Raw genomic sequence first — 23,893 nt, forward strand, 5'->3', positions numbered from 1 at the left:
GGGCGCCGCCGCGATCGGCAGCGGCGCATTGTGCGTCAGAGAAACCGGCCGTGGCGCTGCAGCACCTCGATCTTGTAACCGTCGGGATCGCTGACGAAGAAGAACAGGCCGAAAAGCTTGCCGTCGCGGTTGAGCTCCACCAACTGGCCCGGCTTCAGCCCCAGTTTCGACAGCCGCTCGCGCTCGACGGTCACCTCCTCGACCGAGACGGCGAGATGGCCATAGGCGTTGCCGAGATCGTAAGGTTCGATCCGGCCCTTGTTGACCGTCAGCTCCAGCTCGAAGCCGGTCTCGGCGCTGCTCAGATAGATCAGCGTGAAGGTTTCGAAATCGACGCGGTCGGCGACCGAAAGGCCGAAGGCCTTGCTGTAGAATTCGACCGAACGCGCCTCGTCGAGAACGCGGATCATCGAGTGGATCATCTTCGCCAATTCTGCCTCCCATTCTTTCGGTCACAGCAGCCTTGGTAGCGGTCCTCTTACGCCGGGCGCAAGCCGATTCTTCGGGTGATCGCCGCTTCGACAAGGCCCATGGCGTCATAGATCAGCACCGCCATCAGGCCGACGATCAGCCCGCCCTGCAGAATGAAGGCTGTGTTGTCGGAAATCAGCCCGGCAATGATCACCTCGCCGAGGCCCTTTGCCGCCACCGTCGAGCCGATCGTCGCCGTGCCGATATTGATCACGGTGGCAACCTTCAGCCCTTCGAGAATCAGCGGCAGGGCAAGCGGCAGCTCGACGCGCAACAGCCGCTGCCTGCCGTTCATGCCCATGCCGTCGGCGGCGTCGAGCACCTGCGGCGACACCTGCTTCAGCCCGGCGACGGTGTTTTCGAAGATCGGCAGCAGCCCGTAGAGAAAGAGCGCGATCAGCGTCGGCATGGCGCCGAAGCCGGTGGCGGGAACAGCCAGCGCCAGCACCGCCACCGGTGGAAAGGTCTGCCCGGCATTGGCGATGGCGCGTGACAGCGGCAGAAAGTCGGCGCCACTCTCGCGGGTGACGAAGATGCCGCCGGCAACGGCGAGCACGGCGCTGCAGGCAATCGATCCGATCACCAGCTGCAGATGGCCGACCGCGAGCGAGGCAAGGCTGTTCTGCGTATAAACGGCGGGGGCATTGTTGCTGGTCAGCGGCACGAGCAGGAAGGACAGCCACTCGGTCCTGAACAGCAGGATGAGCAGCAGGGCGAGCGCCGCCAGGCGGAAGAGATTGGCGACGAGGAGTTTCATGCCTTGCGGCCCAGTTCGAGCAGCCGGCTCATCGAGATCGATCCCACCGGCGCCTTTTCGCCATCCTGCACCGCCGCCTCGTCGACCCCCTGCCAGATCATTTCGGCGAGCGCGTCGCGCAGGCTGAGCGATTGCGGCAGGGCGTAGGCGAGCCCACTCTTGGCCGGTTCCATGCTCTCCTTCAGCGGAAGCAGCGACATCAGTTTCAGCGCCCGGTCTGAGGTGCCGGTCAATTGCTGGACGAAGGGATCGGCGGGTTCGGTAAGGATCTTTTCCGGCGGCGAGCATTGCAGCAATCTGCCCTGGCTCATCACCGCGATCTGGTTGCCGAGATGGAAGGCCTCGTCCATATCGTGGGTGACGAGGATGACGGTGGTGCCGAACTGCTTCTGGATCGCCAGCAGATCGTCCTGCGCCTTGCCACGGATGACCGGATCGAGCGCGCCGAAGGGTTCATCCATCAACAGCAGTTCCGGTTCGGCGGCAAGCGCCCGCGCGACGCCGACGCGCTGCTGCTGGCCGCCGGAAAGCTGGTGCGGATATTTGTCGGCGAAATCAGCCGGATCGAGGTTGAAAAGCCCGAGCAGTTCCTCGACGCGGGCTGCGATGCGGGCCGAATCCCAGTCGAGCAGCTGCGGCACGGTGGCGATATTCTGCGCCACGGTGCGATGCGGGAAGAGGCCGTGCCCCTGGATGGCATAACCGATCTTGCGGCGAAGCTCCGTCACCTCGACGTCGATCACATTCTGCCCGCCGACGAAAATCTCGCCTTCGGTGATCGGCACCAGCCGGTTGATCATCCGCATCAGCGTTGATTTGCCGGAGCCCGAGGTGCCGACGATGACGGTGATCTCGCCCTTCTCGACGCGCATTGAGACATTGTCGACGACGGTGGCGGCGCCATAGCGCTTGGTGACGTTCCTGATCTCGATCATGCTCATGCGGCGGATCCCCGGATGCTGTCGATGACCGCATCGAGGATGACGGCCGATGAGAAGGCGAAGAACACGGTCGGCACGGCGCCGAGCAGGACGAGGTCCATGGCCGTCTGGCCGAGCCCCTGGAAGATGAAGATGCCGAAGCCGCCGCCGCCGATCAGCGCGGCGATCGTCACCATGCCGATCGCCTGCACCAGCACGATGCGGATGCCGGTGAGGATGACCGGAAAGGCAAGCGGCATGTCGATGCCGGTGAGGATCTGCCGGCGCGTCAGCCCCATGCCGGCCGCCGCATCGCGCACCGAGGGGTCGACGCCCTGAAGGCCGACGACGGTGTTGGCAACGATCGGCAGCAGCGAATAGAGCACCAGCGCGATCAAGGCAGGCGCCGTGCCGATGCCGCGAATGCCGATGGCCGATGCCAGCGGCACATGGGTGGCGAGATAACCGAGCGGCAGCATCAGCAGGCCGAAGAGCGCGAGACTCGGAATCGTCTGGATCAGGCTGAGGCCCTGCAGCACGATCGCCCGCAGCTTCGGCACCCAGAAGCAGAGGATGCCGAGCGGCAGGCCGAGGATAATGGCGATGGCGAGCGAGCCGAAGGCCAGCAACAGATGCGAGATCGCTTCCGTCTCGAATTGCGGCGCCCGCGTCGAGAACTCCTTCATGATCGACAGGCTGTCGAGCAGGCCGGAGGCGAGCGAGATGAAGAGCAGCGCCGTGTAGCCGGCAAGGGCTGCGACCCGCATCCAGGGCGCCAGGTGGATCTTCACCAGCGCATCCGAGATGACGAGCCCGATCACCGCGAAGAGCACCCAGAAACCGCCGCCGGGCGTCATCCGCGCCACCGTGCTGCCGGGCGGCGTTGCCGCCGTCGAGACGAGGCCGATCGCAACGACCAGCGCCGCAAGGCAGAGTGTGGCGATCACGAGCCGGGCGAGAGCATTGCGGAGAAACAGCGTGGCCAAGACCGTGAGAATGAGCAGCACGGTCAGGATGACGACGGAAGGCTGGGGAAGAAGCTGCGTCAGCAGCATCGGCTTGCCGGCGGCGATGCGGTTCGCCTTGACATAGATGAAGGGCATCAGCGCCGTCGCCGCAATGCCGCCCGCCACCAGAACCAAGCCGAGCCGGTCCAGCCTGCTGACCGCTGAGGTTTCTTCCATCAAATCAACCCTGTCTGAGCAATCCCGTCCGGCCAACCCTATCAGCAAAGGGAGGCTCCGCCCGCAATCGGGCGGAGCGAGCGATGATTATTTCAGGAAGCCTTTTTCCTTCAGATAGGCTTCGGCGACGGATTTCGCCGGCTCGCCGTCGACCTGGATCTTGGCATTGAGCTTGCGCAGTTCGTCGGCGGTCAGGCTTTTGAAGATCGGCGAGAGCACTTCCTCGATCTTCGGATTGGCCTTCAGCACCTCCTCGCGGATGATCGGGGTCGGTGCATAGACCTGCTGCACGTTCTTGTCGTCTTCGAGAACAGTCAGTTCGGCCGCTTCGATCGCGCCGTCCGTGCCGTAGACCATGGCGGTGTTGACGCCGTTGGTCTGATCGGCGGCCGCCTTGATCGTCGCCGCCGTGTCGCCGCCGGACAGAACCACCATCTGGTCGGGCTTCAGCTGGAAGCCGTAGGTCGTCTGGAAGGCGGGAAGCGCGCCGGCCGAATTGACGAATTCGGCGGAGGCGGCAAGCTTGGCGGCACCGCCGCCGGCAACCCATTTGCCGAAGTCCGTCAGGCTCTTCAGCTTGTTCGGTTCGGCGACGTCGCTGCGCACGGCAAGCGCCCAGGTGTTGTTGGCGGGCGACGGCGTCAGCCAGACGATCTTGTTGGCGTCGTAATCGAGCTTCTTCGCCAGTTCGTAACCCTGGTCGATGTTCTTCCAGGCGGCATCATCGGCCTTGTTGAAGAAGAAGCCGGCATTGCCGGTATATTCCGGATAGATGTCGATTTCGCCTGCGGTGATCGCCTTGCGCACGACCGGCGTGGCGCCGAGTGCGATACGGTCCTGCGTCTTGATGCCGTTCGCTTCGAGCGCAAGCGCAATGACGTTGCCGAGCAGCGTACCCTCAGTGTCGATCTTCGACGAGACGACGACATCCGCGGCGTGAGCCGCACCCGCCGCGAAGGCGGAGAGCGAGACGGCGAGTGCGAGTTTCTTCAGCATGGAATATCCCCTTGGTTGACACCGTTAGCACTTTGAATTGCTGCATTATGCAGGTGCGCAAGTCCCGAGCGGGAGCTCTGCGCATAGAAGTCCGCCGGCCAGCGCGACGACGTCGCCGCCATGCCGGAATTGCGTGCGTCATGGAAATAGCGTGCACGCCCGAAAAATCGATGCAAGCCCCCTCCAGTATTTGCAGTCGCGGCACGATTATGGCGGCGAATGCATCTCCACGCGCGGAAACGCATTCCCTTTTCCAAGGCCGGCGCGATTTGTTTTTGTCCCCTTACGTGTTTCCACGGTGTTCCGGTGCTCTGTTGCGGATTCCCGCCGCCCGGATTTTTCTATGACGAGAACGATAGCCCGCCTCCTCAGATGCAGGGATATCTTTTTTCGTGAACACATCATATCGTCCGGTTTTTCCAGCGCTTTCCGGAGCCAGCCCTTTGCATCTCGGCGCCCTGTTCATAAGTCATCATGTCCTGACCTCCGGTTCGGTGCGCGAGACCGCGCGGCGCTTCCAGCTGTCGCCCTCCACAGTCTCGACGGCCATCCGCCATCTCGAAACCGAGCTCGCGATGAAGCTGACGGAACGCGCCTCAGGCGAGCTGGTGACGCTGCTTGCCAGCGGCAGGGTGCTGGAGGGACTGGAGCCGATCACGGCCGCAATCGGCGAGCTCGGTCACTTCACCGGTCATGACGCTGCGGCCGCCGATGCCTACGAGGCCTGGGCATCCCGCATTCCCCTCAAGATCGTCACCATGGAGCGTTTTCTCGAAGTTGCCGATCAGGGCAGCATCAATCGCGCCGCCCGCCGTCTTCGCTTGGGTCAGCCGCAGCTTTCGCTTCAGCTTGCCAATCTGGAGAAATTTCTGGGTGGCCGCCTGTTCGAGCGGCAGGCGCAGGGCTCGGTGCTGACGGAGGAGGGCAGGCGCGCCTACCAGATCTTCACGGCGATCAGCCAGGCCTGGAACGATCTGAAATCGTCGGCCGACGAGCGATATCGGCGCACCGCCCGATCGCTGCGCATCGGCTCGATCATCCCCACGGGCTCGGAAAGCTGGGTGGCGCGCTGCCTGGGCTCGCTGGTCTCCGAATGGAATGCGCGCCGCAGCAACAATGCGATCTCGCTGGTCTCGATGACCGCCGACGATCTGCGCGAGGCGCTGAAGAGCGGCCGTATCGATGTCGCCATTCTGGATTCGGTCTTCGGGCTGGAAAGCTTCCGCCATCGCGAGCTGCTGCAGACCGACATGGTGGTGATCGCGCCGCCTGAGAGTACCGAGACGAATGTCGCCGATCTCGTCGCCGGCCATGCGATCTGCATGCCGAGCCCGCGCACCGGCCTCGGCCACGCGGCCATGGCCTTCAGCTATGAGCGCGCGCCCAACCGGCGGTTCCGCAGCCAGGATATCACCGCGGCGGATTCGCTGCCCGTGATCGTCGACCTCGTCGCCAATCACGGCTACGTTTCTTTCTTGGGTCGCGTCAGCGCCATGCCGATCGCCGACAAGGTACGCATCGTCGATCTCGACGAACATCTGCCGATGTCCTATCACGTCGCCTTCAACCATCGCAAAGCCGCCGCCGATGCTTGCGCAATGATCATCGCCGCGGCGGCGAGACTGACGTCGGAACCTGTCGCGCAGACCGACAGAGTTAGGGAGAGCGCGGCATGACGATCTTGCTGGAAGTTTGCGTCGACAGCGCCCAGGGCCTTGCCGCTGCAATCGAAGGCGGCGCCGACCGCATCGAGCTTTGTTCGGCGCTGGAGCTCGGCGGTCTGACGCCGCTGCCGAGCCTGATGCGGATCGCCGCCCGGGCGCGCATTCGCGTCTACGCGATGATCCGCCCGCATGCCGGTCCCTTCATCTTCGACAGGGCGGACGAGGAAGCGATGCTGCTCGATATCGATGCCGTGCGCGCCGCAGGCCTAGCCGGCGTCGTCATCGGCGCCAACCGGCCTGATGGCACGCTCGACATGCCGCTGATCCACCGTCTGAAGACGCACGCTTCAGGCCTCGGCTCGACCCTGCATCGGGCTTTCGATCTGGTGCCGGATGCCGATCAGGCGCTGGAGCAGGCCGTCGAACTCGGCGTTGAGCGCATCCTGACCTCCGGCTGCGCGCCGAAGGCGGCCGACGGAACCGAAACCCTGAAACGCCTCTCCGCAAAGGCCGCCGGCCGCATATCCATCATGCCCGGCAGCGGCATCCGCCCCGCCAACGTCACCGCCATCTTGCAGGCAACCGGCGCTCGCGAGGTCCATGGCTCCTGCAGCTCACCGGTTCAAAGCGCCGATCCACGCGCGGTCGCCTTTGGTTTCGAGGCGAAGAGCGCGAACCGGACGGATAGTGCGGTGGTCAGGGAGATGTGCAGGGCGATTGCGTCAATGGAGCGTTAGCGGTCTCGTAATTCCGGACGGAAAGCGTTTCGCGCTTTTGAAACGCGAATGCAGTGCTTGCCGCATGGGTCCTCGGGTCAAGCCCGAGGACGACGGAGGGTGGGGGAGCGTAGGCGGCAAGGACGGCAAGGGTGTGGTGATTTTGTGGGAATTGCCGTCTTTATTTACGCGATTCCGGCGCAAAACCCGCCCCGCATCTTGCTGGAATTCCTCCGGACGTTCCGCTTCTTGCCGCACAGGTTTCCCCACTCTCCGTCATACTCGGGCTTGACCCGAATATCCACGCCGAGCACTCCACGCGCATGTTCTGCGTCGCAGTCTACCCACCAACCCTGATCACTGCCTTGATCAGCCCGCTCTTCTCATGCGCCCAGCGCGCGAGATCTTGCGGCGTATCGGCCAGCACCGTGCGGTGGGTAATCAGCTTGTCCACCGGCACCAGCCCCTTGGCGATCGAAGCGACCACATGCTCGAAATCGACGCGGGTGGCGTTGCGGCTGCCGATCACCATCATCTCGCGTTTGTGGAATTCCGGGTCGGAGAAGCGGATATCGTCCTTGACGACGCTGACCAGAACCAGTGCGCCGCCATGGGCGACGAAGGAGAAGGCCTTTTCCATCGACGGGCCGTAGCCCGTCGCGTCGAACACCACGTCGAAACCGTCGCCATTGGTTTTTTCCCGCACGGCATCCGCAGTGCCTTCATCGGCGACGATGCCGGAGGCAAAGCCGAAGCGCTCGGCCGCCATTTGCAGCCGCTCAGCGCTGGTATCGAGCAGGGTCACCTCATGCCCTGCAATGCGCGAAAAGATCGCCGCCCCGAGCCCGATCGGTCCGGCGCCGATGACGAGCGAGCGTGCGCCGGAACCCGTCATCGAACGGCGCACCGCATGGGCGCCGATCGCCAGAAACTCGGCGGTGGCCGCAGCCTCGAGGCTCAGCCCCTCGGCGGCATAGAGGTTGCTTGCGGGAACCGAGATCTCCTCGCAGAAGGCGCCGTCCGTATGCACACCGAGCACCTTGATATTGGTGCAGCAGTTCGGCTTGCCCTTGATGCAGGCGACGCATTGGCCGCAGGAGAGATAGGGATTGACGATGACCGGTGTTCCCACAGCCATGGCCACGCCGTCGCCGGCTTCCAGCACCGTCGCCGATATCTCATGCCCCATCACCCGGGGATATTCGAGGAAAGGGTGCTTGCCCTCGAAGATATGATAATCCGTGCCGCAGATGCCGACATGGCTGACGGCAAGCCGCACCCAGCCGGGCGCCGGTGCCTCAGGCGATGGCCGCTCGACGATCTCGAGCACGCCGGGCTCCCGGCAAACAACTGCTTTCATGACGGGTCTCGCATTCCTGGAAAAATGAAGAGGCCGGCCTTTCGGGCCGGCTCTCTGGTGTCGCTCAATTGCTCTTGCGGCGGCGCAGCTGGTCGAAGAAGACGATCACGATGATCAGCAGTCCGGTGATGATGCGCTGCCAGAAGGAGTTGACGTTCAGAAGGTTGGCGCCGTTGTTGATGGTGGCGAGGATAAAGGCGCCGATCAGCGGGCCGTGCACCGAGCCGACCGCGCCGAACAGGCTGGTGCCGCCGATGACGGAGGAGGCGATCGCCTGCAATTCCCAGCCGTCGGCCTGCGTCGCATTGCCGATCGCGATGCGCGAGGCAAGCAGCACGCCGACGAAGGCGGCGAACGAAGCCGAGAGGATATAGGCGAGGTAGATCATGCCCTTGACGTTGACGCCGGAAAGGCGGGCCGCTTCCGCATTCGAGCCGACCGCGAAGAGATAGCGGCCCCAGCGGCTCAGATGCAGGAAGATGAAGGAGGGCACGGCCACCAGGATGACCATCCAGAACAGGCTCGGAATGCTGAGCAGATCGGCGCGGGCGAAATTGCTGAAATTCTCATTGGTGATGTTGATCGTCGAGCCATTGGTGATCAACAGGCCGATGCCGCGCAGCGACGTCAGCGTCGCCAGCGTGATGATGAACGGCGGCAGGCCCATATGGACGATGCCGAAGCCATGGAAGGCGCCGATCGCCACGCCGATGGCGAGTGTCAGCACGATCGCACCCCAGACCGGCACGCCCGCCTGCAGCAGCCAGGCGATGATGACGGTACAGAAGCCGACGATGGCGCCGACCGAAAGGTCGATGCCGGCGGTGATGATGACGAAGGTCTGGCCGAGAGCCAGGATCGCCGTCATCGCCCCCTGGCGCAGCAGGTTCGAGATGTTGAGCGGCGTCCAGAAGCTCGGGGTAACCAGGCCGAGCACGATCCAGAGGAAGATCAGAAGCCCGATCAGCGTCAGGCCAAACAGGATGTTCATTTTCCGGCGTGGCGGCGGGGCGACGATTTCGGTAGGGGTGGCAGTCATGAATTTTCTCCCTCTTAGAGCATTTCCGCTTTCTTCAAACCACGGAAATGCTCTATCTCTTTGTTTCCAAGCAATTTTCTAGCAAAGCGATACGCGGTCTGCTGGAATTGCTTATGCTCAGACGCCGATCGCTTCGCTGAGCACTTCTTCATGCGTTGCCGCGTGGTAATCATGGCTCGCGACGATTCTGCCGCCGCGGAAGACATGCAGCCGGTCGGCCAGTTCATAAACCTCGGGCAGGTAGGAGGAGATCAGGATGATGCCCGCGCCCTCCTTCAGAAGCTTGGCGAACAGCCGGTAGATTTCCGCCTTGGTGCCGACGTCGACGCCAACTGTGGGTTCGTCGAAGATGAACAGCCGGGCGCCGTGGCTCAGCCACTTGCCGATGACGATCTTCTGCTGGTTGCCGCCCGACATGCTGGAGGCCGGAACACGCCGGCTTGGCGTCTTGATGCTGAGATCGCGAATCTGCTTGTCGGCATTGGCCGATTCCCGCGTATGGTTGATGACCGGCCCGTGGCTGAGGCGCCCGAACACCGGCAGATTGATGTTGAGGCCGATCGGCAGGTTGAGGCAAAGCCCCTGGTCGCGCCGGCTTTCCGGCGCCAGCGCAATGCCGAGCTCCATCGCCGTGCGTTCGTTGCGGATGTCGACACGTTTGCCCATCCACTCGATATCACCTGCTGTCGTCGGCTGGCGGCCATAGAGCCCGAGCGCGAATTCGCTGCGCCCGGCGCCGATCAGACCATAGAGCCCGACGATCTGCCCGGCCTTGACGCTGAGCGACACGTCTTCGAAGCCCGGGCCGGAAAGCCCGCGGACCTCGACGATCGTCTCGCCGATGGCGATCTCTTCCTTGTGATAGATCTGCTCGATCGAGCGGTTGATCATCAGCGCGATCAGCTCGGCATCATTGGTTTCGCCGATCAGCCGCGTGCCGACATGGGTTCCGTCGCGCAGCACCGAGACACGGTCGGCCAGTTCGAAGACTTCCTCCATGCGATGGCTGATGTAGACGATGGTGACGCCTTCGCCCTGCAGGCGGCGGATCAGCTTGAACAACTGCGCGGATTCCTGGCGCGTCAGATAGGCTGTCGGTTCGTCAAAGATCAGGAACTGGGTGCCGCGCATGGCCGCGCGCGCCGTTGCCACCAGCTGCTGCTGGCCGATCGTCAGCGAGCTGAGCAGCGCGCCGGCCGGCAGGCCGAAGCCGAGATCGTCGAGCACGGCCTGCGCCAGCTTCTCCATCTGCTTCTTGCGCATCAGGCCGTAGCGGTTGACCTCGTCCCCGAGGAAGAGATTGGCGGCGACCGTCAGATGCCGGCAGAGCACGACTTCCTGGTGAACGGCGTTGATGCCGCGGGCGATTGCCTCGTTTGGCGTCGACAGCCCCACCGGCTGGCCGCACCACAGCACTTCGCCGGCGGTGCGGGTAATGACGCCGGTCAGCAATTTGATCAGGGTGGATTTGCCGGCGCCGTTTTCGCCGACGATGGCATGGATTTCACCAGCGAGAAAGGTCAGCGTCGCCGGTTTCAGCGCCTGCACATGACCGTAATTCTTTTGCAGGCCCTTGAGTTCGAGGATAGGCGATCCGGCGGGAATGCGATTGGCTTCTTTCAGCGTGGCGCTGTCATCGTGGCGATGACTGACCTCTTCCAGTCCGATCATGGACCTCTCCTCCTTTGTCTCGTCTGCTTTCCATCCCCTGGTAACCATAACACGGATGGAAAAAGCCGCGCCGGTCTTTGAAGCCGGCGCGGCCCGTCAGTCTTGCTTACTTGATCTTCGGGTTCAGCAGCGCGTCGATCTTCGGATCGGCCATATTCGCCTTGGTGACGAGGTTGGCGCCGGTGTCGACATTGGCTTCGACCTTCTCGCCCTTGGAGACGGCAAGCGCGGTCTTGATGCCGTCATAACCCATGCGGTAGGGGTCCTGAACGACCAGGCCGGCAATCGAGCCTTCCTTGAGGAAGCCGACCGTCTTGTCGTCGCTGTCGAAGCCGATGACCTTGATCTTGTCGCCGAGCTTGTTTTCGGCGATCGCCTGACCAACACCCTGCGCCAGGATCAGGTTCGAGGCGAAGACGCCGACGAGCTTCGGGTTGGCGGTGATCAGGTCGGTCATCATGTTGAGGCCGGTCGTCGCCTGGCCGTCACCGTACTTGTCGGCAATGACCTTCAGGCCCGGATGCTTGGTCTTGATCTGATCGAGGAAGCCTTCGCGGCGCTGTTCCAGCGAGCCGACGCCGGGAAGGTTGGTGAGGATGACGATTTCACCCTCTTCCGTGCCGGTCATCTCCTTGATGGCGGCGGCAAGACCGTCGGCGGCGATACGGCCGCCCTGGACGTTGTCGGTCGTGAGGAACGACTTGAAGGCTTTGGAGTCGGCGCCTGAGTCGATGCCGATGATCGGAACCGACTTGGCAGCTTCATCGATCGGCTTGCCGAGCGCTTTGAATTCGGTCGGCGAGATGACGACGGCGGCCGGCTTGCCGGCAACGGCATTTTCCAGAATGCTGATCTGGCCGTTGACGTCGGACTCTGCCTGGGCGCCGAGTTCCGGTACCTTGACGCCGAGATCCTGGCCTGCCTTGCGGGCGCCGGCCAGAACGATCTGCCAGTAGAAGGACGTTGTGTCCTTGACGATGATCGGGATCGTCACGTCGGCGGCAAAGGACGTGACCGGCATCGCGGTGGCGATAACGGCAGCGCCGGCAAGCGCGGTAAAGGCGCGGCGCGACAGAAGGGATTTCACGATGGTCATAAGGGTTCTCCTCTCAAGATGCGTTCTCCTCCGAATAAATCGGCCGCTGAACGCAGGCGGACGATTTTTATCGATAAAAAACATTTGCAGGCAGAAGCTAGCTGAGGCGCAGTCAAATTGCAAGAGCGCCGATCCGGCTTTTTTGCTTTGGCAAATTCCTCCCAAGCAACTGATTTCATTTCAATACAACGATAACCTAAAATAGGTATCAGCCGAGATCGACCTCGTGCGGATGCACGACGCCCTTTTTCAAAATCAGGTTGCCGTAGAGCCGGAATTCCGTCGTCGCGACGATATAGGCAGCCTTGCGGGCCATCGCGTAGAAGGCGAAGCGTTCGACCGGCACGATGGCAAAATTACCGGCGCGCCTGGCAACGATCTGTTGGAACTCGGCGCAGACCTCCGGCATGGCTTGCGGGTCGCCGACCACCTCCATCCGCCAGGCCGCTTCCGGCACGAAGGTGTCGAGCGGCATATGGGCGAGGATCGCTTCGGCCATCGCGATGGCGCTGACGCCGTCGGCGCGAATGACCGGCGGGCCCATCGAGCCCGAGGGGAAATTGGCGTCCGATATGACGATGTCGTCGCCATGCCCCATCGTCTTCAATGCGTGGAGCAGGTCGGGGCCGAGCAGCGGATGAATACCCTTCAGCATAGTGTCTCCTCAGACTCGGACAGCTTCGGCGCCGAGCGGCGGCGCGACCAGCGTATAGGGTTCGAATTCGGCATAGATCTCGTCGGCAAGCCGTGGCTCGACGATTTCCATATTGCGCGTCAGGCTCGACGGTTTGGCCGTGCCGATCAGCACCGATGCGACGACCGGTTCGCGCAGCGGAAACTGCAGGGCCGGCGCGGCGAGCGGCACGCCGTGGCGCTTGGCGATCGCCTCCATGGCGCCGACCTTGGCAAGCACCTCGTCATCGGCCGGCATATAATCGAAATGTGAACCGGGCACGGGGCCGGTGGCGAGAATGCCGGAGTTGAAGACGCCGCCGACGACGAGCGACGTGCCTTTCTGCCGGCAGAGCGGCAGAAGTTCGGCGACTGCCGAGCGGTCGAGCAGCGTGTAGCGGCCGGCCATCAGGATGCAGTCGAGATCGGCGTTGCGCATGACGTCGAGGCATACGGGCACTTCGTTGACGCCGAGGCCGAAGGCGGAGATCGCCCCCGAGGAGCGCAGTTCTTCCAGCGCCTTGATACCGGAATCGAGCAGCTGCTTCTGGTAGACGGCATTCTTCGCCGCGCCATGCGTATAGACGCCGATATCGTGCACATAGAGAATGTCGATGCGGTTGAGGCCGAGGCGCGCATAGCTGAACTCGACCGAGCGCATGATGCCGTCATAGGAATAGTCGTAATCTGCATCGAAAGAGAGCGGATCGACATAGCTGTAGTCGGGCACGGTTCCGGTCGGCACCGGCCTGAGCAGCCGGCCGACCTTGGTCGACAGCACGTAGGAACCATCCGGCTGGTCGCGCAGGAAATCGCCGACGCGGCGTTCGGCGAGGCCGAGCCCGTACCAGGGCGCCACGTCGAAATAGCGGATGCCGCTGTCCCAGGCTGCCTGCAGCGTGTCCATCGCTACCTCGCGCGGGCAGGCGCGGTAGAGGCCGCCGAGCGCTGCGGCGCCGAAGCTGATTTCGGTCACCTCAAGCTTGGTCTTGCCGATGCGTCTCGTCTTCATCATGCTTCCTCGTCAAGCCTTGGGATTTTCTATTTCAGATCAGAGCGTCGCCCCGAGATGCCAGGGCACGAATTCATTGTCGCCGTAGCCGAAGAGTTCGCTCTTGGTCTTCTTGCCGGAGGCCGTGTCGACGATGAGCTCGAAGATCTCGCGGCCCTTGCCGCTGATCGTCGCATCGCCGGTAGCGATGGTGCCGCAATCGATGTCCATGTCCTCTTCCATCGAGGCATAGAGCGCCGAATTGCTGGAAAGCTTCAGCGACGGCGCCGGTCGGCAGCCGAAGCAGCTGCCGCGGCCTGTGGTAAAGGCGATCATGTTCGCCCCACCCGCCACCTGGCCGGTCGCCGAGACCGGGTCGTAGCCCGGAGTGTCCATGAAGACGAGGCCGGGGGCGGTGACCCGCTCGGCATAACCATAGACCGCCGTCAGCGGCGAGCGGCCGCCCTTGGCGACGGCGCCGAGCGATTTTTCCAGGATGGTGGTGAGACCGCCGCGTTTGTTGCCGGGCGAGGGGTTGTTGTCGAGCGAGGCGCCGTGCAGGGCGACATAATCCTCCCACCAGGCGATTTTCTCGTCGAGTTTCTTGGCCACCTCGTCGCTGACGGCGCGGCTGCGCAGCAGATGTTCGGCGCCATAGATTTCCGAGGTTTCCGACAGGATCGCCGTGCCGCCGGCAGCCGCCAAGAGATCCGCCGCGACCCCCAGCGCCGGATTGGCGGTGATGCCGGAAAAGCCGTCCGAGCCGCCGCATTGCAGGCCGATGATGATCTCGCCGATCGACATCGGCACGCGTTTTTCCTTGCCGACATCGGCGGCGATTTCGCGCAGCATGCCCATGGCGCGCTCGACGGCGCGGCGCGAGCCGCCGGCATCCTGGATGTTGAAATGCCGCTTGGAGGCGCCCGCGCCGCTCTGGCCGTAAAGCGTCAGCTGGTTGACCTCGCAGCCGAGGCCGATCATCAGCACGCCGCCGAAATTCACATGCCTTGTATAGCCGGCAAGTGTGCGGTGCAGCACGTTCATGCCGTCGCCGGTCGAGCTCATGCCGCAGCCCTGGTCGTGCACGATCGGCACGAAGCCGTCGATGCCGTCATAATGCGGCAGGATCGTCCGGTTGGCCTCGTCGGCGATCGCCCGACAGACCGTGGTGGAACAGTTCACGCTGGCGATGATGCCGATATAGTTGCGGGTCGCCGCCCGCCCATCGGCGCGGCGATAGCCCATGAAGGTGCGCGCTTTGTCTTCACCAGTCGCCATCTCCGGCGCCGAATTGGCGGTCGCCGCCAGCCGGTCGTTTTCGAAATGCAGGTTGTGGCTGTGCACGTGCTGGCCGGCCTTGACGTCTTCAGTCGTGCGGCCGATCGCCTGTCCGTATTTCACCACGGCGGCGCCGAGCGGAATATCTGAAATCGCCACCTTGTGGCCGGGGTCGATTTTTTCACGGGTTTCGATGCCGGCAACCGTCGAACCCGGCGCGATGGCCGCCGTTGCGACCGCGACATTGTCACCGGCCGACAGGATGATCCAAGGCAGTTTGTCCAAGTCTCTTCTCCCCAGAGCATGACACCGAAAAATCTGAGCGGTTTTCGGACGACATCATGCTCCAACTCTTGAATTCAGGAAACACTCGCAGCATCGGCGAATGCGCATTGATTTTGTTTTTTATCTACAATAAACATTTTCAAGTCAACGGGAATATTGATCCTGTGGACGAGGGAGGCAATGAGCCGCAGGCGACTGGAAATAAGCTAAAGGTCGTTTGAACAAGCCCCGGTCCGTCTGCCCTGCTTTGCAGAGGCGATTGGGCACGAGGGCGGAAAGCGGGGTCTGGTGGCAAGGCAGAATACGGTCTTCAAGGAAGCCTACAACAGGTATGCCGTGGCCCTGCGCACGGATACCGCACTGCCCTCTGAACCGGAGATTGCCGCCCAGCTCGGCGTCAGCCGCTCCACCGCGCGCGCCATCCTGACCCGCCTCAGCGAGGAAGGCATTATCCGCTGGAACAAGCGCCAGAAGATCGTGCTGCGCCAACCCACAGACCGCGACCTCTTTCCCTCCGAGGAAACCGACTCCTTGCACGACATCATCGAGCGCAGCTTCATGCAGCGCATCCTTGCCGATGATGCCGCTCCCGGCATGCAGATCAACGAGCTGGAGCTTGCCCGGGAGATCGGCACCGGCACGACAAGCGTGCGCGAGTTCCTGATCCGCTTCTCCCGCTTCGGTCTGATCGAGAAACGGCCGAACAGCCACTGGACGCTGAAAGGCTTTACCCGTGAATTCGCCCTCGAACTGGCCGATGTGCGCGAGATGTTCGAGCTGCATTCCGCCGCCGAATTCGGCCGGCTTGCCAGGGACAGCCAGGCCTGGATCGATCTTGCCGCCATCCGCGACGAACATCACGCCATGCTTGCCGACATCAACCAGCGCTTCAAGGATTTCTCCGTCCTCGACGAACGCTTCCACCTGCTGATCCACCGCGCCTCGAAGAACCGCTTCATCGCCGATTTCTACGACGCCATCGCCATCGTCTTCCACTATCATTACCAGTGGAACAAGACCGCCGCCCGCGAACGCAACGAACGCGCCATCCACGAGCATCTGGATTACATCGCAGCGCTTGAATCCGGCGACCAGGCCGCAATCGAGAAAGCCTGCCGCATCCACCTGCGCTCCGCCCGCCAGACCCTGCTGCAATCCCTGCCGCAGATGGCGACTGAGGGTGCGTAAGTGAAGGGTGAGGAAAGCGTGTGCCGTGCGGCCCCCTCATCCGGCCCTGCGGGCCACCTTCTCCCCGCTGGGGAGAAGAGGGAGATTGCCGCTTCGCCTCTGACTCCATTGAATGGAGTGCTCGGAAGAAGCGGGTTCGTTTGGGCAGTGTCGACGCATCTTGCTCCCGCTCTTCTCCCCAGCGGGGAGAAGGTGGCCCGAAGGGTCGGATGAGGGGGTCCACGGCACAACGCCAAGCCATCATGAAACCTTCTGATCCATAAGCCGTTATCGTGCTTATGAGCGGCGCAAAACCTAAACCGAAATCGGTCGACGATACCGAACCGCAGGGTTCCGAGACGGCGGCTGAGGAGAAGCCATCGACTGCCGAGGCCGTGCCGCCGCCAGATGTCCCACCGCCAGAAGTCCCCCCGCCGGATGTAATTGAACCCGGTCCGGAACTCACGCCCGAGGAGGCCGAGCAGGCGCGCAAGAAGTATCTGCTCAAGCGGTTCTGGATCAGCGCGCGCCATTACTGGGGCAGCAGTGGCGACAAGTTCGCCTGGCCTTGCACAATCGGTCTGTTGGCCCTGATCGGCATCAATGTCGGCTTCCAATATGGAATCAATCTGTGGAACCGGGGGATTTTCGACGCCATCGAGCGACACGATGCCGGCACCGTCTATTTCCTGAGCGCCGTCTTCGTGCCGCTGGTGCTCGGCACCGTCGCTGTTGTCACCACCCAGGTGGCGCTTCGCATGATGATCCAGCGCCGCTGGCGTTCCTGGCTGACGACCGCGGTCATCGGGCGCTGGCTGGCAAACGGCCGTTATTATCAACTGAACCTGATCGGCGGCGACCACAAGAACCCCGAAGCGCGTATTTCGGAGGATTTGCGGATTGCCACCGAAGCCCCTGTCGATTTCATCGCCGGGGTCATTTCCGCATTCCTGGCCGCTTCGACCTTCATCGTCGTGCTCTGGACGATCGGCGGGGCGTTGACGCTGCCGATCGCCGGTTTCACCGTCACCATTCCCGGCTTTCTCGTCGTCACCGCGGTTCTCTATGCCGCGATCACCTCCAGTTCGATGGCGTTCATCGGTCGCCGTTTCGTCCAGGTCTCCGAGGCCAAAAATCAAACCGAAGCCGAATTTCGCTACACGCTGACGCATGTGCGGGAAAACGGCGAGAGCATCGCCTTGCTCGGCGGTGAAGAGGAGGAGCGCAACGACCTCCACAAGACCTTCACCAATGTGCTCGGGCAATGGGCGCTGCTGGCCCGCCAGCACATGCGCACGACGCTGGTGTCGCATGGATCGATGCTGATTGCCCCGGTCGTGCCGGTCCTGCTGTGCGCTCCAAAATTTCTCGAAGGCAGCATGACGCTCGGCCAGGTCATGCAGGCAGCCTCAGCCTTCGCCATCGTCCAGGGTGCGTTCGGATGGCTGGTCGACAACTATCCCCGTCTTGCCGATTGGAACGCTTGCGCACGGCGTATCGCGTCGCTGATGATGTCGCTCGACGGGCTGGAGCGGGCCGAACAGAGCGACGCGCTCGGCCGCATCAAGCGCGGTGAAACCGAAGGCGAGGCGATGCTCAGCCTGAACGACCTCTCCGTATCGCTCGACGACGGCACCGCCGTGGTGACGGAAACCCAGGTGGCGATCGAACCTGGCGAGCGGGTGCTCGTCTCCGGAGAGTCCGGTTCGGGCAAGAGCACGCTGGTGCGGGCGATCGCCGGTCTTTGGCCGTGGGGTGACGGCAGCGTCAATTTCCACGCCGACCGACGTTTGTTCATGCTGCCGCAACGACCCTACATTCCTTCCGGGACACTGCGCCGCGCCGTCGCCTATCCCGGCGCTGCCGATAGCTGGACCTCGGATGAGATCAAGGCGGCCCTCGACAAGGTCGGACTGGCTTATCTGAACGACAAGATCGAGGAAGACGCGCCATGGGACCAGACCTTGTCGGGCGGCGAAAAGCAGCGGCTCGCCTTTGCCCGCCTGCTGCTGCACACCCCGGATATCATCGTGCTCGACGAAGCAACCTCGGCACTCGATGAAAAGAGCCAGGACCGGATGATGCAGATGGTGATCCAGGAATTGCCCGAGGTGACCATCATCAGCGTCGCGCATCGCGCCGAGCTCGAAGTCTTCCATAGCCGCAAGATCACCCTGGAGCGGCGCGAGGGCGGCGCAAAGCTCGTCAGCGATATCGACCTGATCAAGCGCAAGAGAAAACGAAACTTGCTGTCACGCGTTCTGGAGAACCGCCGCTCCCCGCGAAAGGCCGGCACGGCCTCGAACAAGGCGCGGAGCCCTGGATAGAAACTGACCTTCGCCTGGTCGCAATTCGTCAATCGCCCACTGAGGTCTCCGCGCCGGCAATCCGATCCAGATTGTCGATCAGCCGCTCGAGCAGGTCGACGAGCTGCGCCGCTTCCGCCTCCGTAAACCCTGCCAATGCCTCGCTGTTTCCCTGGAACAAGGCCGCAATGGCTGCCGGCATGCCTTCCCGCGCCGTCTTCGTCAGCATAATGTGGCTGCTGCGCCCGTCGGCCGGGTCGCGCGTCCGCTCGATCAAGCCGTCCCGCTCCATGCGGGCGAGCATCTGCGCCATCGGCGGTTGCTCTACCCTGGCAAAGCGGGCGAGGTCGCGCTGCGTGCTTGCCCTGCCATCTCCAAGCGCCACCAGCACCGGCAACTGGCCGACACCGAAGCCGAGCGGTTTGAGGCGCGTCTCGCTCAGCCGAGCAAAGCCCCGCGCCGCAAGGCTGATGAGATGCCCCGGTGTTGACAGCACGTCTTCGCTCATCCGCTTCGTCACTCGCTTGACCACAATATATATATGTACGTATATATCTCCTTGAGCGGATTTCGACAAGGCCGTTTCGACAGCGAATGTTTCAATCACCATCGGGGAAGCGATATGCCGCAAAATGACGTTGAGATGATCAAGCGTATCTATGCCAGCTTCAATGCGAGAGACATCGACGCGGTCCTTGCCGTCCTCTCCGATGATGTCGCCTGGGCCAACGGCATGGAGGGCGGCCATATCCATGGTCGTGAGGCCGTGCGCGATTATTGGACTCGTCAGTGGGCCGTCATCAGCCCGCATGTCGAGCCGGTCGCATTCGAAAAGACCGAAGACGGCGCCCTTGCTGTCGAGGTGGTCCAGTCAGTCTTCGACTTGGACGGCCGGCCGCTGCAGGGGCAAACCCACGGCCTGCAGGACGAGACCGTCACGCATATCTTCCGCATCGAAGGCGACAAGATTATTCGCTTCGATATCCGGGATGGCGTGTAAGCTGAGGCTTAAGCGTCGAGAGCCGAACCGCCTAATGCGAGGTCGCCTCGCTTGCGACGGCCGCGCCTTCGCTTTTCCGGCCATGCCCGACCGGGATCAGCCAGGTGGTGAAGAAGGTCAGCACCGCGACGACCACCACGCCCCAGAAGCTCCAGTGCAGGGCCGCATTGAAGACGGCGCGGATCGCCGGATCGGCGGCGAGTGCCGAAAGCCCGGTCGGCTGGTTCAGCGCCTCGTGCAGGCCGGCCGCGGCCTCGCCGCCGGCATAATGATTGATCCCGGCATTGAGGATGGCGCCGAGCACGGTGGCGCCGAGCGTATTGCCGAGGCTGCGGGCAAAAATGATCGAGGCGGTGGCGCTGCCGCGCATCGACCACTCGACGCTGTCCTGCACCAGCACGATGCTGGTGAGGCTGATCAGCCCCATGCCGAAGCCCATGAAGAAGGAGCCGGCCCCGGCAAGCGCCGGCGAACTTTCCGGTGTCAGGAACAGCAGGAAACAGGCGCCGAACGGAAACAGCAGGCTGCCGACGCGCAGCGTTCGGCGGATACCGAAGGCCTTATAGAAGCGGCTGGAAAGCATCACCGCCAGCGGCCAGCCGACGACGAGCATGGTCAGCGTGAAGCCGGCAACGATCGGCGAGCGGCCGAGCACGCCCTGCACATAGATCGGCAGGATGGTGGAAAGCCCGATCAGCGCCATGCCGGCCAAGAGCGTTGCCGCATTGCTGGTGGCGATCAGCCGGCGGCTCCAGAGCGGGATCGAAATGATCGGCTCCGGCGCCCGCTTCTCCTGGGCGAGGAAGAGCAGGCCCGCAATGATGAAGACGGCAAAGAGGGTCAGCAGGATCCAGGCGCTGGCATCGGTTTCCGTCAGCATGACGAGCAGCGCGACGATCGAGATCGAAAACAGCACCGATCCGAGGTAATCGATCTTTGCCTGCTTGTGCGCCACCTCCTCCTTCAGGAAGATCATGAAGGCGATGATCGAGAGAATGCCGATCGGCAGGTTGATCCAGAAGATCCAGGCCCAGGAAATATTGTCGACGATGATGCCGCCGGCAAGCGGCCCGACGACGGCCGACGTCGCCCACACCGTCGCCATCGCGCCCTGCACGCGGCCGCGCTCCTCGAGCTTGAACAGATCGCCGATGATCGTCATCGTCACCGGCTGGATGGCGCCGGCGCCAAGCCCCTGCAGCAGCCGGAACAGCACCAGCGACATCATCGACCAGGCAAGCCCGCAGAGCAAAGAGCCGAGAAGGAAGATCAGGATGCCGCCGATCAGCACCGGCTTGCGCCCGAAAATATCGGAAAGCTTGCCGTAGATCACGGTTGTCGTCGACTGCGCCAGCAGGAAGGCCGAAAACACCCAGCTGTAATAGGAGAAACCGCCGAGCTGCCCGACAATGCGCGGCATCGCGGTCGCCACGATCGTCGCCTCGATCGCCACCATGAAGGTTGCGAACATGATGGTCGCGACGACAAGCACGCGGTTCGAGCGATGCGCTGCATTCGACATGACAACCTCTTCGGGTGCTCCGCGGACGCCGGAAAATGGCAGGCTGGGTAGGGCGATCGCCGCTTGCGGAGGGATGCGGTACTATTACGTCCTGGAAACCGGCCGGTAAAGCAGTTCTCACGGCAACCGTTGTTTTATGCGGTTTCACGACAGCCGAGACGAAGGCCCGGCACATTCAGCCCCGGGCCTTCATTCTGTCAGGCGGACATCCGTCCTATCCTCACTGCGGGCAGGCCTCGCCGCCCGAGCCGCTATCCCCGGAACCGGCGGTGCAACCCGGCGTCGGCTTGAGATCGGGATTGACGCCGCCCGGATTGATCGTGCTACGGCCGCTGTTGAGCTCGACGCCGCCATTGCCGCTCGTGCTGCCGGTCGTGCCGGGATCGGTGCCGACGGACCCGCTGCCCGCCGAACCAGTGCCGGCGGATCCGGTGCCAGCCGAGCCTGAGCCGGAACTTCCCGAGCCGCCGATAACAGGCGCCACCGAAAGCCGCCCGCTGGAATTCGCACCGCCTGCCGTCTGAGCCACGGCCGAGCCGGCAAGGCCGATGGAAAGGAGGGATATTGCGATGAGTTTGCAGGACATGATGTTCTCCGTCTTTGTTGCCGCAAAGGGAGAACCGGCTCGGCGGCGGCATTGTTCCGAGCGGAATTGGTCGCGCGGCCGCTTCACCTGCTCATCATGCCGCCCGTCATCCCCGGCTGATCAACCACGCCCTCAGCAATCCGAGGCGCCGGCTAAGGGCGCTGATCGTGACCATCCCGACCGTCTATGCCTACCCGGCAGCTCAATGAATTTATAGCCTACGAAGGACAGTCATTCGCCCTCCAGCATTTTAAACTTTCGCGCCGCCTTGGGGCAAAGCATCGTGAACTGCTTGATCAGCGGCGGCATGCCTGAGGAGCATGACACGTCTGCATCCTCCGGTAATGGGAAAGTGGCCCGCAGCGGTTCTCCGCTAGCAGGAAAGAAAGACAGGGTGCCCTTGCGGCAATCGGCGGTGGAACGATAGCTGTCTTTACCACTTTCTTTCAGATACATCGCCACGCACTGCTCAACTGTCAGTTTTCCGCCATGCGCGACCGTCTCGTATCCCGGATCTCGCTCGCAGTACTCCTGGAAGTTGGCCTGATTGACGTTCCCTTCCATAACCGCAGCGCGTGAATCGGTGCCGGTCCTGCTGACCAGCGTTCCATCCCACCCAGCACATGAGGCGAGAGGGAAATCCTCGGCCTGTGCCGAAGACATAGCAAAGGTGAAAACTACCATACTCAAAAGCGATATCCGCATAAATCCTCCTAATTGCTGGCCTGCTCGCGCTCGATCGACATCCAGCCGCTCATGCGAACTGAAGGGCAGCCCGACCGCGTTGAGTGAAGAAGCCCACGATCTGCTGAAGTTTGCCCGCCGAGCGGCCAAACGTAGCTAAGGGTGGACGCAGGATATTAAAAGAGGTTTATAATGGAGGATGTTAGCATGCGATTGAAGAAAAATGGTGCCGCTTGCAGGACTCGAACCTGCGACCCCATCATTACGAATGATGTGCTCTACCACCTGAGCTAAAGCGGCATTTCACGGCCGAAGCATGCGGCCCGCGATTTGCATGGCGCTGATACAGCCATTGTCCGAAGATTTCAAGCGCCCTGTCATGGCTTTGGTAAAAAAGAGGGCAGGGGCGGCGAGTTCAGGTTCAGAGGCTGAGCCGGGTGCGGGCGGCGCGGTATTCGGCCTCCAGCCGGTCGACGAGTTTGGCCACCGGCTCGACGGCCTTGATGGCGCTGATGCCCTGGCCGCTGCCCCAGATGTCCTTCCAGGCCTTGGCGCCGCCGACCGCCTGTTCGAAATCCATCTTCGAGACATCGGCTGCGGGCAGGTTGTCCGGGTCCATGCCGGCGGCCACGATCGACGGCTTGAGATAATTGCCATGCACGCCGGTGAAATAGTTGGAATAGACGATATCGCCGGCAGCCCCTTCGACGATCGCCTGCTTGTAGGCCTCGGTGGCGCGGGCCTCTTCTGTGGCGATGAAGGGCGAGCCGATATAGGCCATGTCGGCGCCCATCGCCTCTGCGGCGAGAATGGCGCCGCCGGTGGAGATGGCGCCGGCGAGCAGCAGCGGCCCGTCGAACCATTCGCGGATTTCCTGGATCAGCGCAAAGGGCGACAATGTGCCGGCATGGCCGCCGGCGCCGGCCGCCACCGCGATCAGCCCGTCGGCCCCCTTGCGGATTGCCGAATGGGCGTGGCGGTTGTTGATAATGTCGTGCAGCACGATGCCGCCATAGGAATGCACGGCGGCGTTGACCTCGGGCACGGCGCCGAGCGAGGAGATGACGATCGGCACCTTGTATTTGACGCAGAGCGACAGATCGTGCTCCAGCCGCTTGTTCGACATATGGACGATCTGATTGACGGCAAAGGGGGCGGCCGGCCTGTCGGGATGGGCGGCGTCGTGGCCGGCGAGCTCTTCGGTGATCTCGGCCAGCCATTCGTCGAGCTGGCTCTCCGGCCGGGCGTTCAGCGCCGGAAACGCGCCGATGACACCCGCCTTGCATTGCGCCAGCGTCAGCCTGGGATGCGAGATGATGAACAGCGGCGAGCCGATGACCGGCAGTCTCAATTTGTCGCTCAGGATCGGGGGCAAGGCCATGATTCATGCATCCATTGACGTTTACGAAAACGTCAATCTCTTAACAGAGAAGAAAAGGCGATAAAAGAGCGGCTGCCACGCCTTCGTCGATTTCTGCCGGAATATATGCGGCCGACAGAGCCAATGGAATAAGGTGCGCAAGCGGTG

The 23,893-nt window shown here is 62.8% G+C and carries 23 protein-coding genes and 1 tRNA gene; 6 read left to right on the forward strand and 18 right to left on the reverse strand.

Annotated features, from left to right (window positions below):
• Positions 1-35: 35 nt before the first annotated feature.
• From CO657_RS00720 to osmF, 5 genes are all read right to left on the reverse strand, one after another.
• Complete coding sequence (locus tag CO657_RS00720) at positions 36-431, reverse strand: VOC family protein (RefSeq protein ID WP_054181978.1); 396 nt, start codon at positions 429-431, stop codon at positions 36-38.
• A 47-nt stretch (positions 432-478) separates the two neighbouring features.
• The gene (locus CO657_RS00725) at positions 479-1,228 is read right to left on the reverse strand and encodes an ABC transporter permease (RefSeq protein WP_054181977.1); all 750 of its coding nucleotides are present in this window, start codon (positions 1,226-1,228) and stop codon (positions 479-481) included.
• A complete protein-coding gene (locus CO657_RS00730; protein WP_054181976.1) occupies positions 1,225-2,169 on the reverse strand; it encodes an ABC transporter ATP-binding protein in 945 nt (314 codons plus the stop codon). Before CO657_RS00730 ends, CO657_RS00725 begins: the two co-directional genes overlap by 4 nt.
• Positions 2,166-3,332, reverse strand: coding sequence for an ABC transporter permease (locus tag CO657_RS00735; protein ID WP_054181975.1), 1,167 nt, complete (start codon positions 3,330-3,332; stop codon positions 2,166-2,168). Before CO657_RS00735 ends, CO657_RS00730 begins: the two co-directional genes overlap by 4 nt.
• An 87-nt stretch (positions 3,333-3,419) precedes the next feature.
• Positions 3,420-4,328, reverse strand: coding sequence for a glycine betaine ABC transporter substrate-binding protein OsmF (gene osmF / locus CO657_RS00740; protein ID WP_003588811.1), 909 nt, complete (start codon positions 4,326-4,328; stop codon positions 3,420-3,422).
• Positions 4,329-4,771: 443 nt separating this feature from the next.
• Here osmF and CO657_RS00745 point away from each other — a divergent pair, with 443 nt between their 5' ends.
• Together CO657_RS00745 and CO657_RS00750 are read left to right on the forward strand one after the other, a co-directional pair.
• Positions 4,772-6,004 carry a LysR family transcriptional regulator gene (locus tag CO657_RS00745; protein WP_054181974.1) on the forward strand — a complete coding sequence of 411 codons (1,233 nt, stop codon included), beginning with the start codon at positions 4,772-4,774 and terminating at the stop codon, positions 6,002-6,004.
• Complete coding sequence (locus CO657_RS00750; protein ID WP_054181973.1) at positions 6,001-6,729, forward strand: copper homeostasis protein CutC; 729 nt, start codon at positions 6,001-6,003, stop codon at positions 6,727-6,729. The genes CO657_RS00745 and CO657_RS00750 overlap by 4 nt, the downstream gene beginning before the upstream one ends.
• A gap of 319 nt (positions 6,730-7,048) precedes the next feature.
• On the opposite strand, the gene CO657_RS00755 is transcribed toward CO657_RS00750, so the two are convergent.
• The 7 genes from CO657_RS00755 to CO657_RS00785 form a co-directional block, all read right to left on the reverse strand.
• Positions 7,049-8,068: a zinc-binding alcohol dehydrogenase family protein gene (locus CO657_RS00755; RefSeq protein ID WP_054181972.1), complete on the reverse strand. Its 1,020-nt coding sequence runs from the start codon at positions 8,066-8,068 to the stop codon at positions 7,049-7,051.
• A 64-nt stretch (positions 8,069-8,132) separates the two neighbouring features.
• Positions 8,133-9,107, reverse strand: a complete 975-nt coding sequence (locus CO657_RS00760) for an ABC transporter permease (RefSeq protein WP_003588807.1) — start codon at positions 9,105-9,107, stop codon at positions 8,133-8,135.
• Between the two features lie 117 nt (positions 9,108-9,224).
• The gene (locus CO657_RS00765; RefSeq protein ID WP_054181971.1) at positions 9,225-10,778 is read right to left on the reverse strand and encodes a sugar ABC transporter ATP-binding protein; all 1,554 of its coding nucleotides are present in this window, start codon (positions 10,776-10,778) and stop codon (positions 9,225-9,227) included.
• A gap of 106 nt (positions 10,779-10,884) precedes the next feature.
• Positions 10,885-11,874, reverse strand: a complete 990-nt coding sequence (locus CO657_RS00770) for an ABC transporter substrate-binding protein (protein ID WP_054181970.1) — start codon at positions 11,872-11,874, stop codon at positions 10,885-10,887.
• Between the two features lie 208 nt (positions 11,875-12,082).
• Positions 12,083-12,529 carry an RbsD/FucU family protein gene (locus tag CO657_RS00775; RefSeq protein ID WP_054181969.1) on the reverse strand — a complete coding sequence of 149 codons (447 nt, stop codon included), beginning with the start codon at positions 12,527-12,529 and terminating at the stop codon, positions 12,083-12,085.
• Between the two features lie 9 nt (positions 12,530-12,538).
• Positions 12,539-13,558 carry an aldo/keto reductase gene (locus CO657_RS00780; protein ID WP_003588803.1) on the reverse strand — a complete coding sequence of 340 codons (1,020 nt, stop codon included), beginning with the start codon at positions 13,556-13,558 and terminating at the stop codon, positions 12,539-12,541.
• 39 nt (positions 13,559-13,597) lie between these two features.
• On the reverse strand, positions 13,598-15,100 hold the full coding sequence (locus CO657_RS00785; RefSeq protein ID WP_054181968.1) for a UxaA family hydrolase: 1,503 nt from the start codon (positions 15,098-15,100) through the stop codon (positions 13,598-13,600).
• A 56-nt stretch (positions 15,101-15,156) separates the two neighbouring features.
• Between CO657_RS00785 and CO657_RS37070 the strand changes: the two genes are divergently transcribed.
• The 3 genes from CO657_RS37070 to CO657_RS00795 all read left to right on the forward strand — a co-directional run bounded on the left by CO657_RS37070 (position 15,157) and on the right by CO657_RS00795 (position 18,594).
• The gene (locus CO657_RS37070) at positions 15,157-15,321 is read left to right on the forward strand and encodes a hypothetical protein (protein WP_208766485.1); all 165 of its coding nucleotides are present in this window, start codon (positions 15,157-15,159) and stop codon (positions 15,319-15,321) included.
• A gap of 67 nt (positions 15,322-15,388) precedes the next feature.
• On the forward strand, positions 15,389-16,288 hold the full coding sequence (locus CO657_RS00790) for a GntR family transcriptional regulator (RefSeq protein WP_054181967.1): 900 nt from the start codon (positions 15,389-15,391) through the stop codon (positions 16,286-16,288).
• Between the two features lie 278 nt (positions 16,289-16,566).
• A complete protein-coding gene (locus tag CO657_RS00795; protein WP_054181966.1) occupies positions 16,567-18,594 on the forward strand; it encodes an ABC transporter ATP-binding protein/permease in 2,028 nt (675 codons plus the stop codon).
• Between the two features lie 28 nt (positions 18,595-18,622).
• On the opposite strand, the gene CO657_RS00800 is transcribed toward CO657_RS00795, so the two are convergent.
• Positions 18,623-19,081: a MarR family winged helix-turn-helix transcriptional regulator gene (locus CO657_RS00800; RefSeq protein WP_054182249.1), complete on the reverse strand. Its 459-nt coding sequence runs from the start codon at positions 19,079-19,081 to the stop codon at positions 18,623-18,625.
• Positions 19,082-19,195: 114 nt separating this feature from the next.
• On the opposite strand from CO657_RS00800, the gene CO657_RS00805 reads away from it, so the two are divergent.
• Positions 19,196-19,573 carry a nuclear transport factor 2 family protein gene (locus tag CO657_RS00805; protein WP_054181965.1) on the forward strand — a complete coding sequence of 126 codons (378 nt, stop codon included), beginning with the start codon at positions 19,196-19,198 and terminating at the stop codon, positions 19,571-19,573.
• A 31-nt stretch (positions 19,574-19,604) separates the two neighbouring features.
• Here CO657_RS00805 and CO657_RS00810 read toward each other — a convergent pair whose 3' ends face one another.
• From CO657_RS00810 to CO657_RS00830, 5 genes are all read right to left on the reverse strand, one after another.
• Positions 19,605-21,095 carry an MDR family MFS transporter gene (locus tag CO657_RS00810; protein ID WP_054181964.1) on the reverse strand — a complete coding sequence of 497 codons (1,491 nt, stop codon included), beginning with the start codon at positions 21,093-21,095 and terminating at the stop codon, positions 19,605-19,607.
• 220 nt (positions 21,096-21,315) lie between these two features.
• The gene (locus tag CO657_RS00815; protein WP_054181963.1) at positions 21,316-21,681 is read right to left on the reverse strand and encodes a hypothetical protein; all 366 of its coding nucleotides are present in this window, start codon (positions 21,679-21,681) and stop codon (positions 21,316-21,318) included.
• Positions 21,682-21,912: 231 nt separating this feature from the next.
• A complete protein-coding gene (locus CO657_RS00820; RefSeq protein ID WP_054181962.1) occupies positions 21,913-22,386 on the reverse strand; it encodes a hypothetical protein in 474 nt (157 codons plus the stop codon).
• A 203-nt stretch (positions 22,387-22,589) separates the two neighbouring features.
• Positions 22,590-22,665: transfer RNA gene (locus tag CO657_RS00825), tRNA-Thr, on the reverse strand.
• Between the two features lie 121 nt (positions 22,666-22,786).
• The gene (locus tag CO657_RS00830) at positions 22,787-23,746 is read right to left on the reverse strand and encodes an NAD(P)H-dependent flavin oxidoreductase (protein ID WP_012556495.1); all 960 of its coding nucleotides are present in this window, start codon (positions 23,744-23,746) and stop codon (positions 22,787-22,789) included.
• Between the last annotated feature and the right edge of the window lie 147 nt (positions 23,747-23,893).

The sequence above is a fragment of the Rhizobium acidisoli genome, from assembly GCF_002531755.2.
Classification (GTDB): Bacteria; Pseudomonadota; Alphaproteobacteria; order Rhizobiales; family Rhizobiaceae; genus Rhizobium; species Rhizobium acidisoli.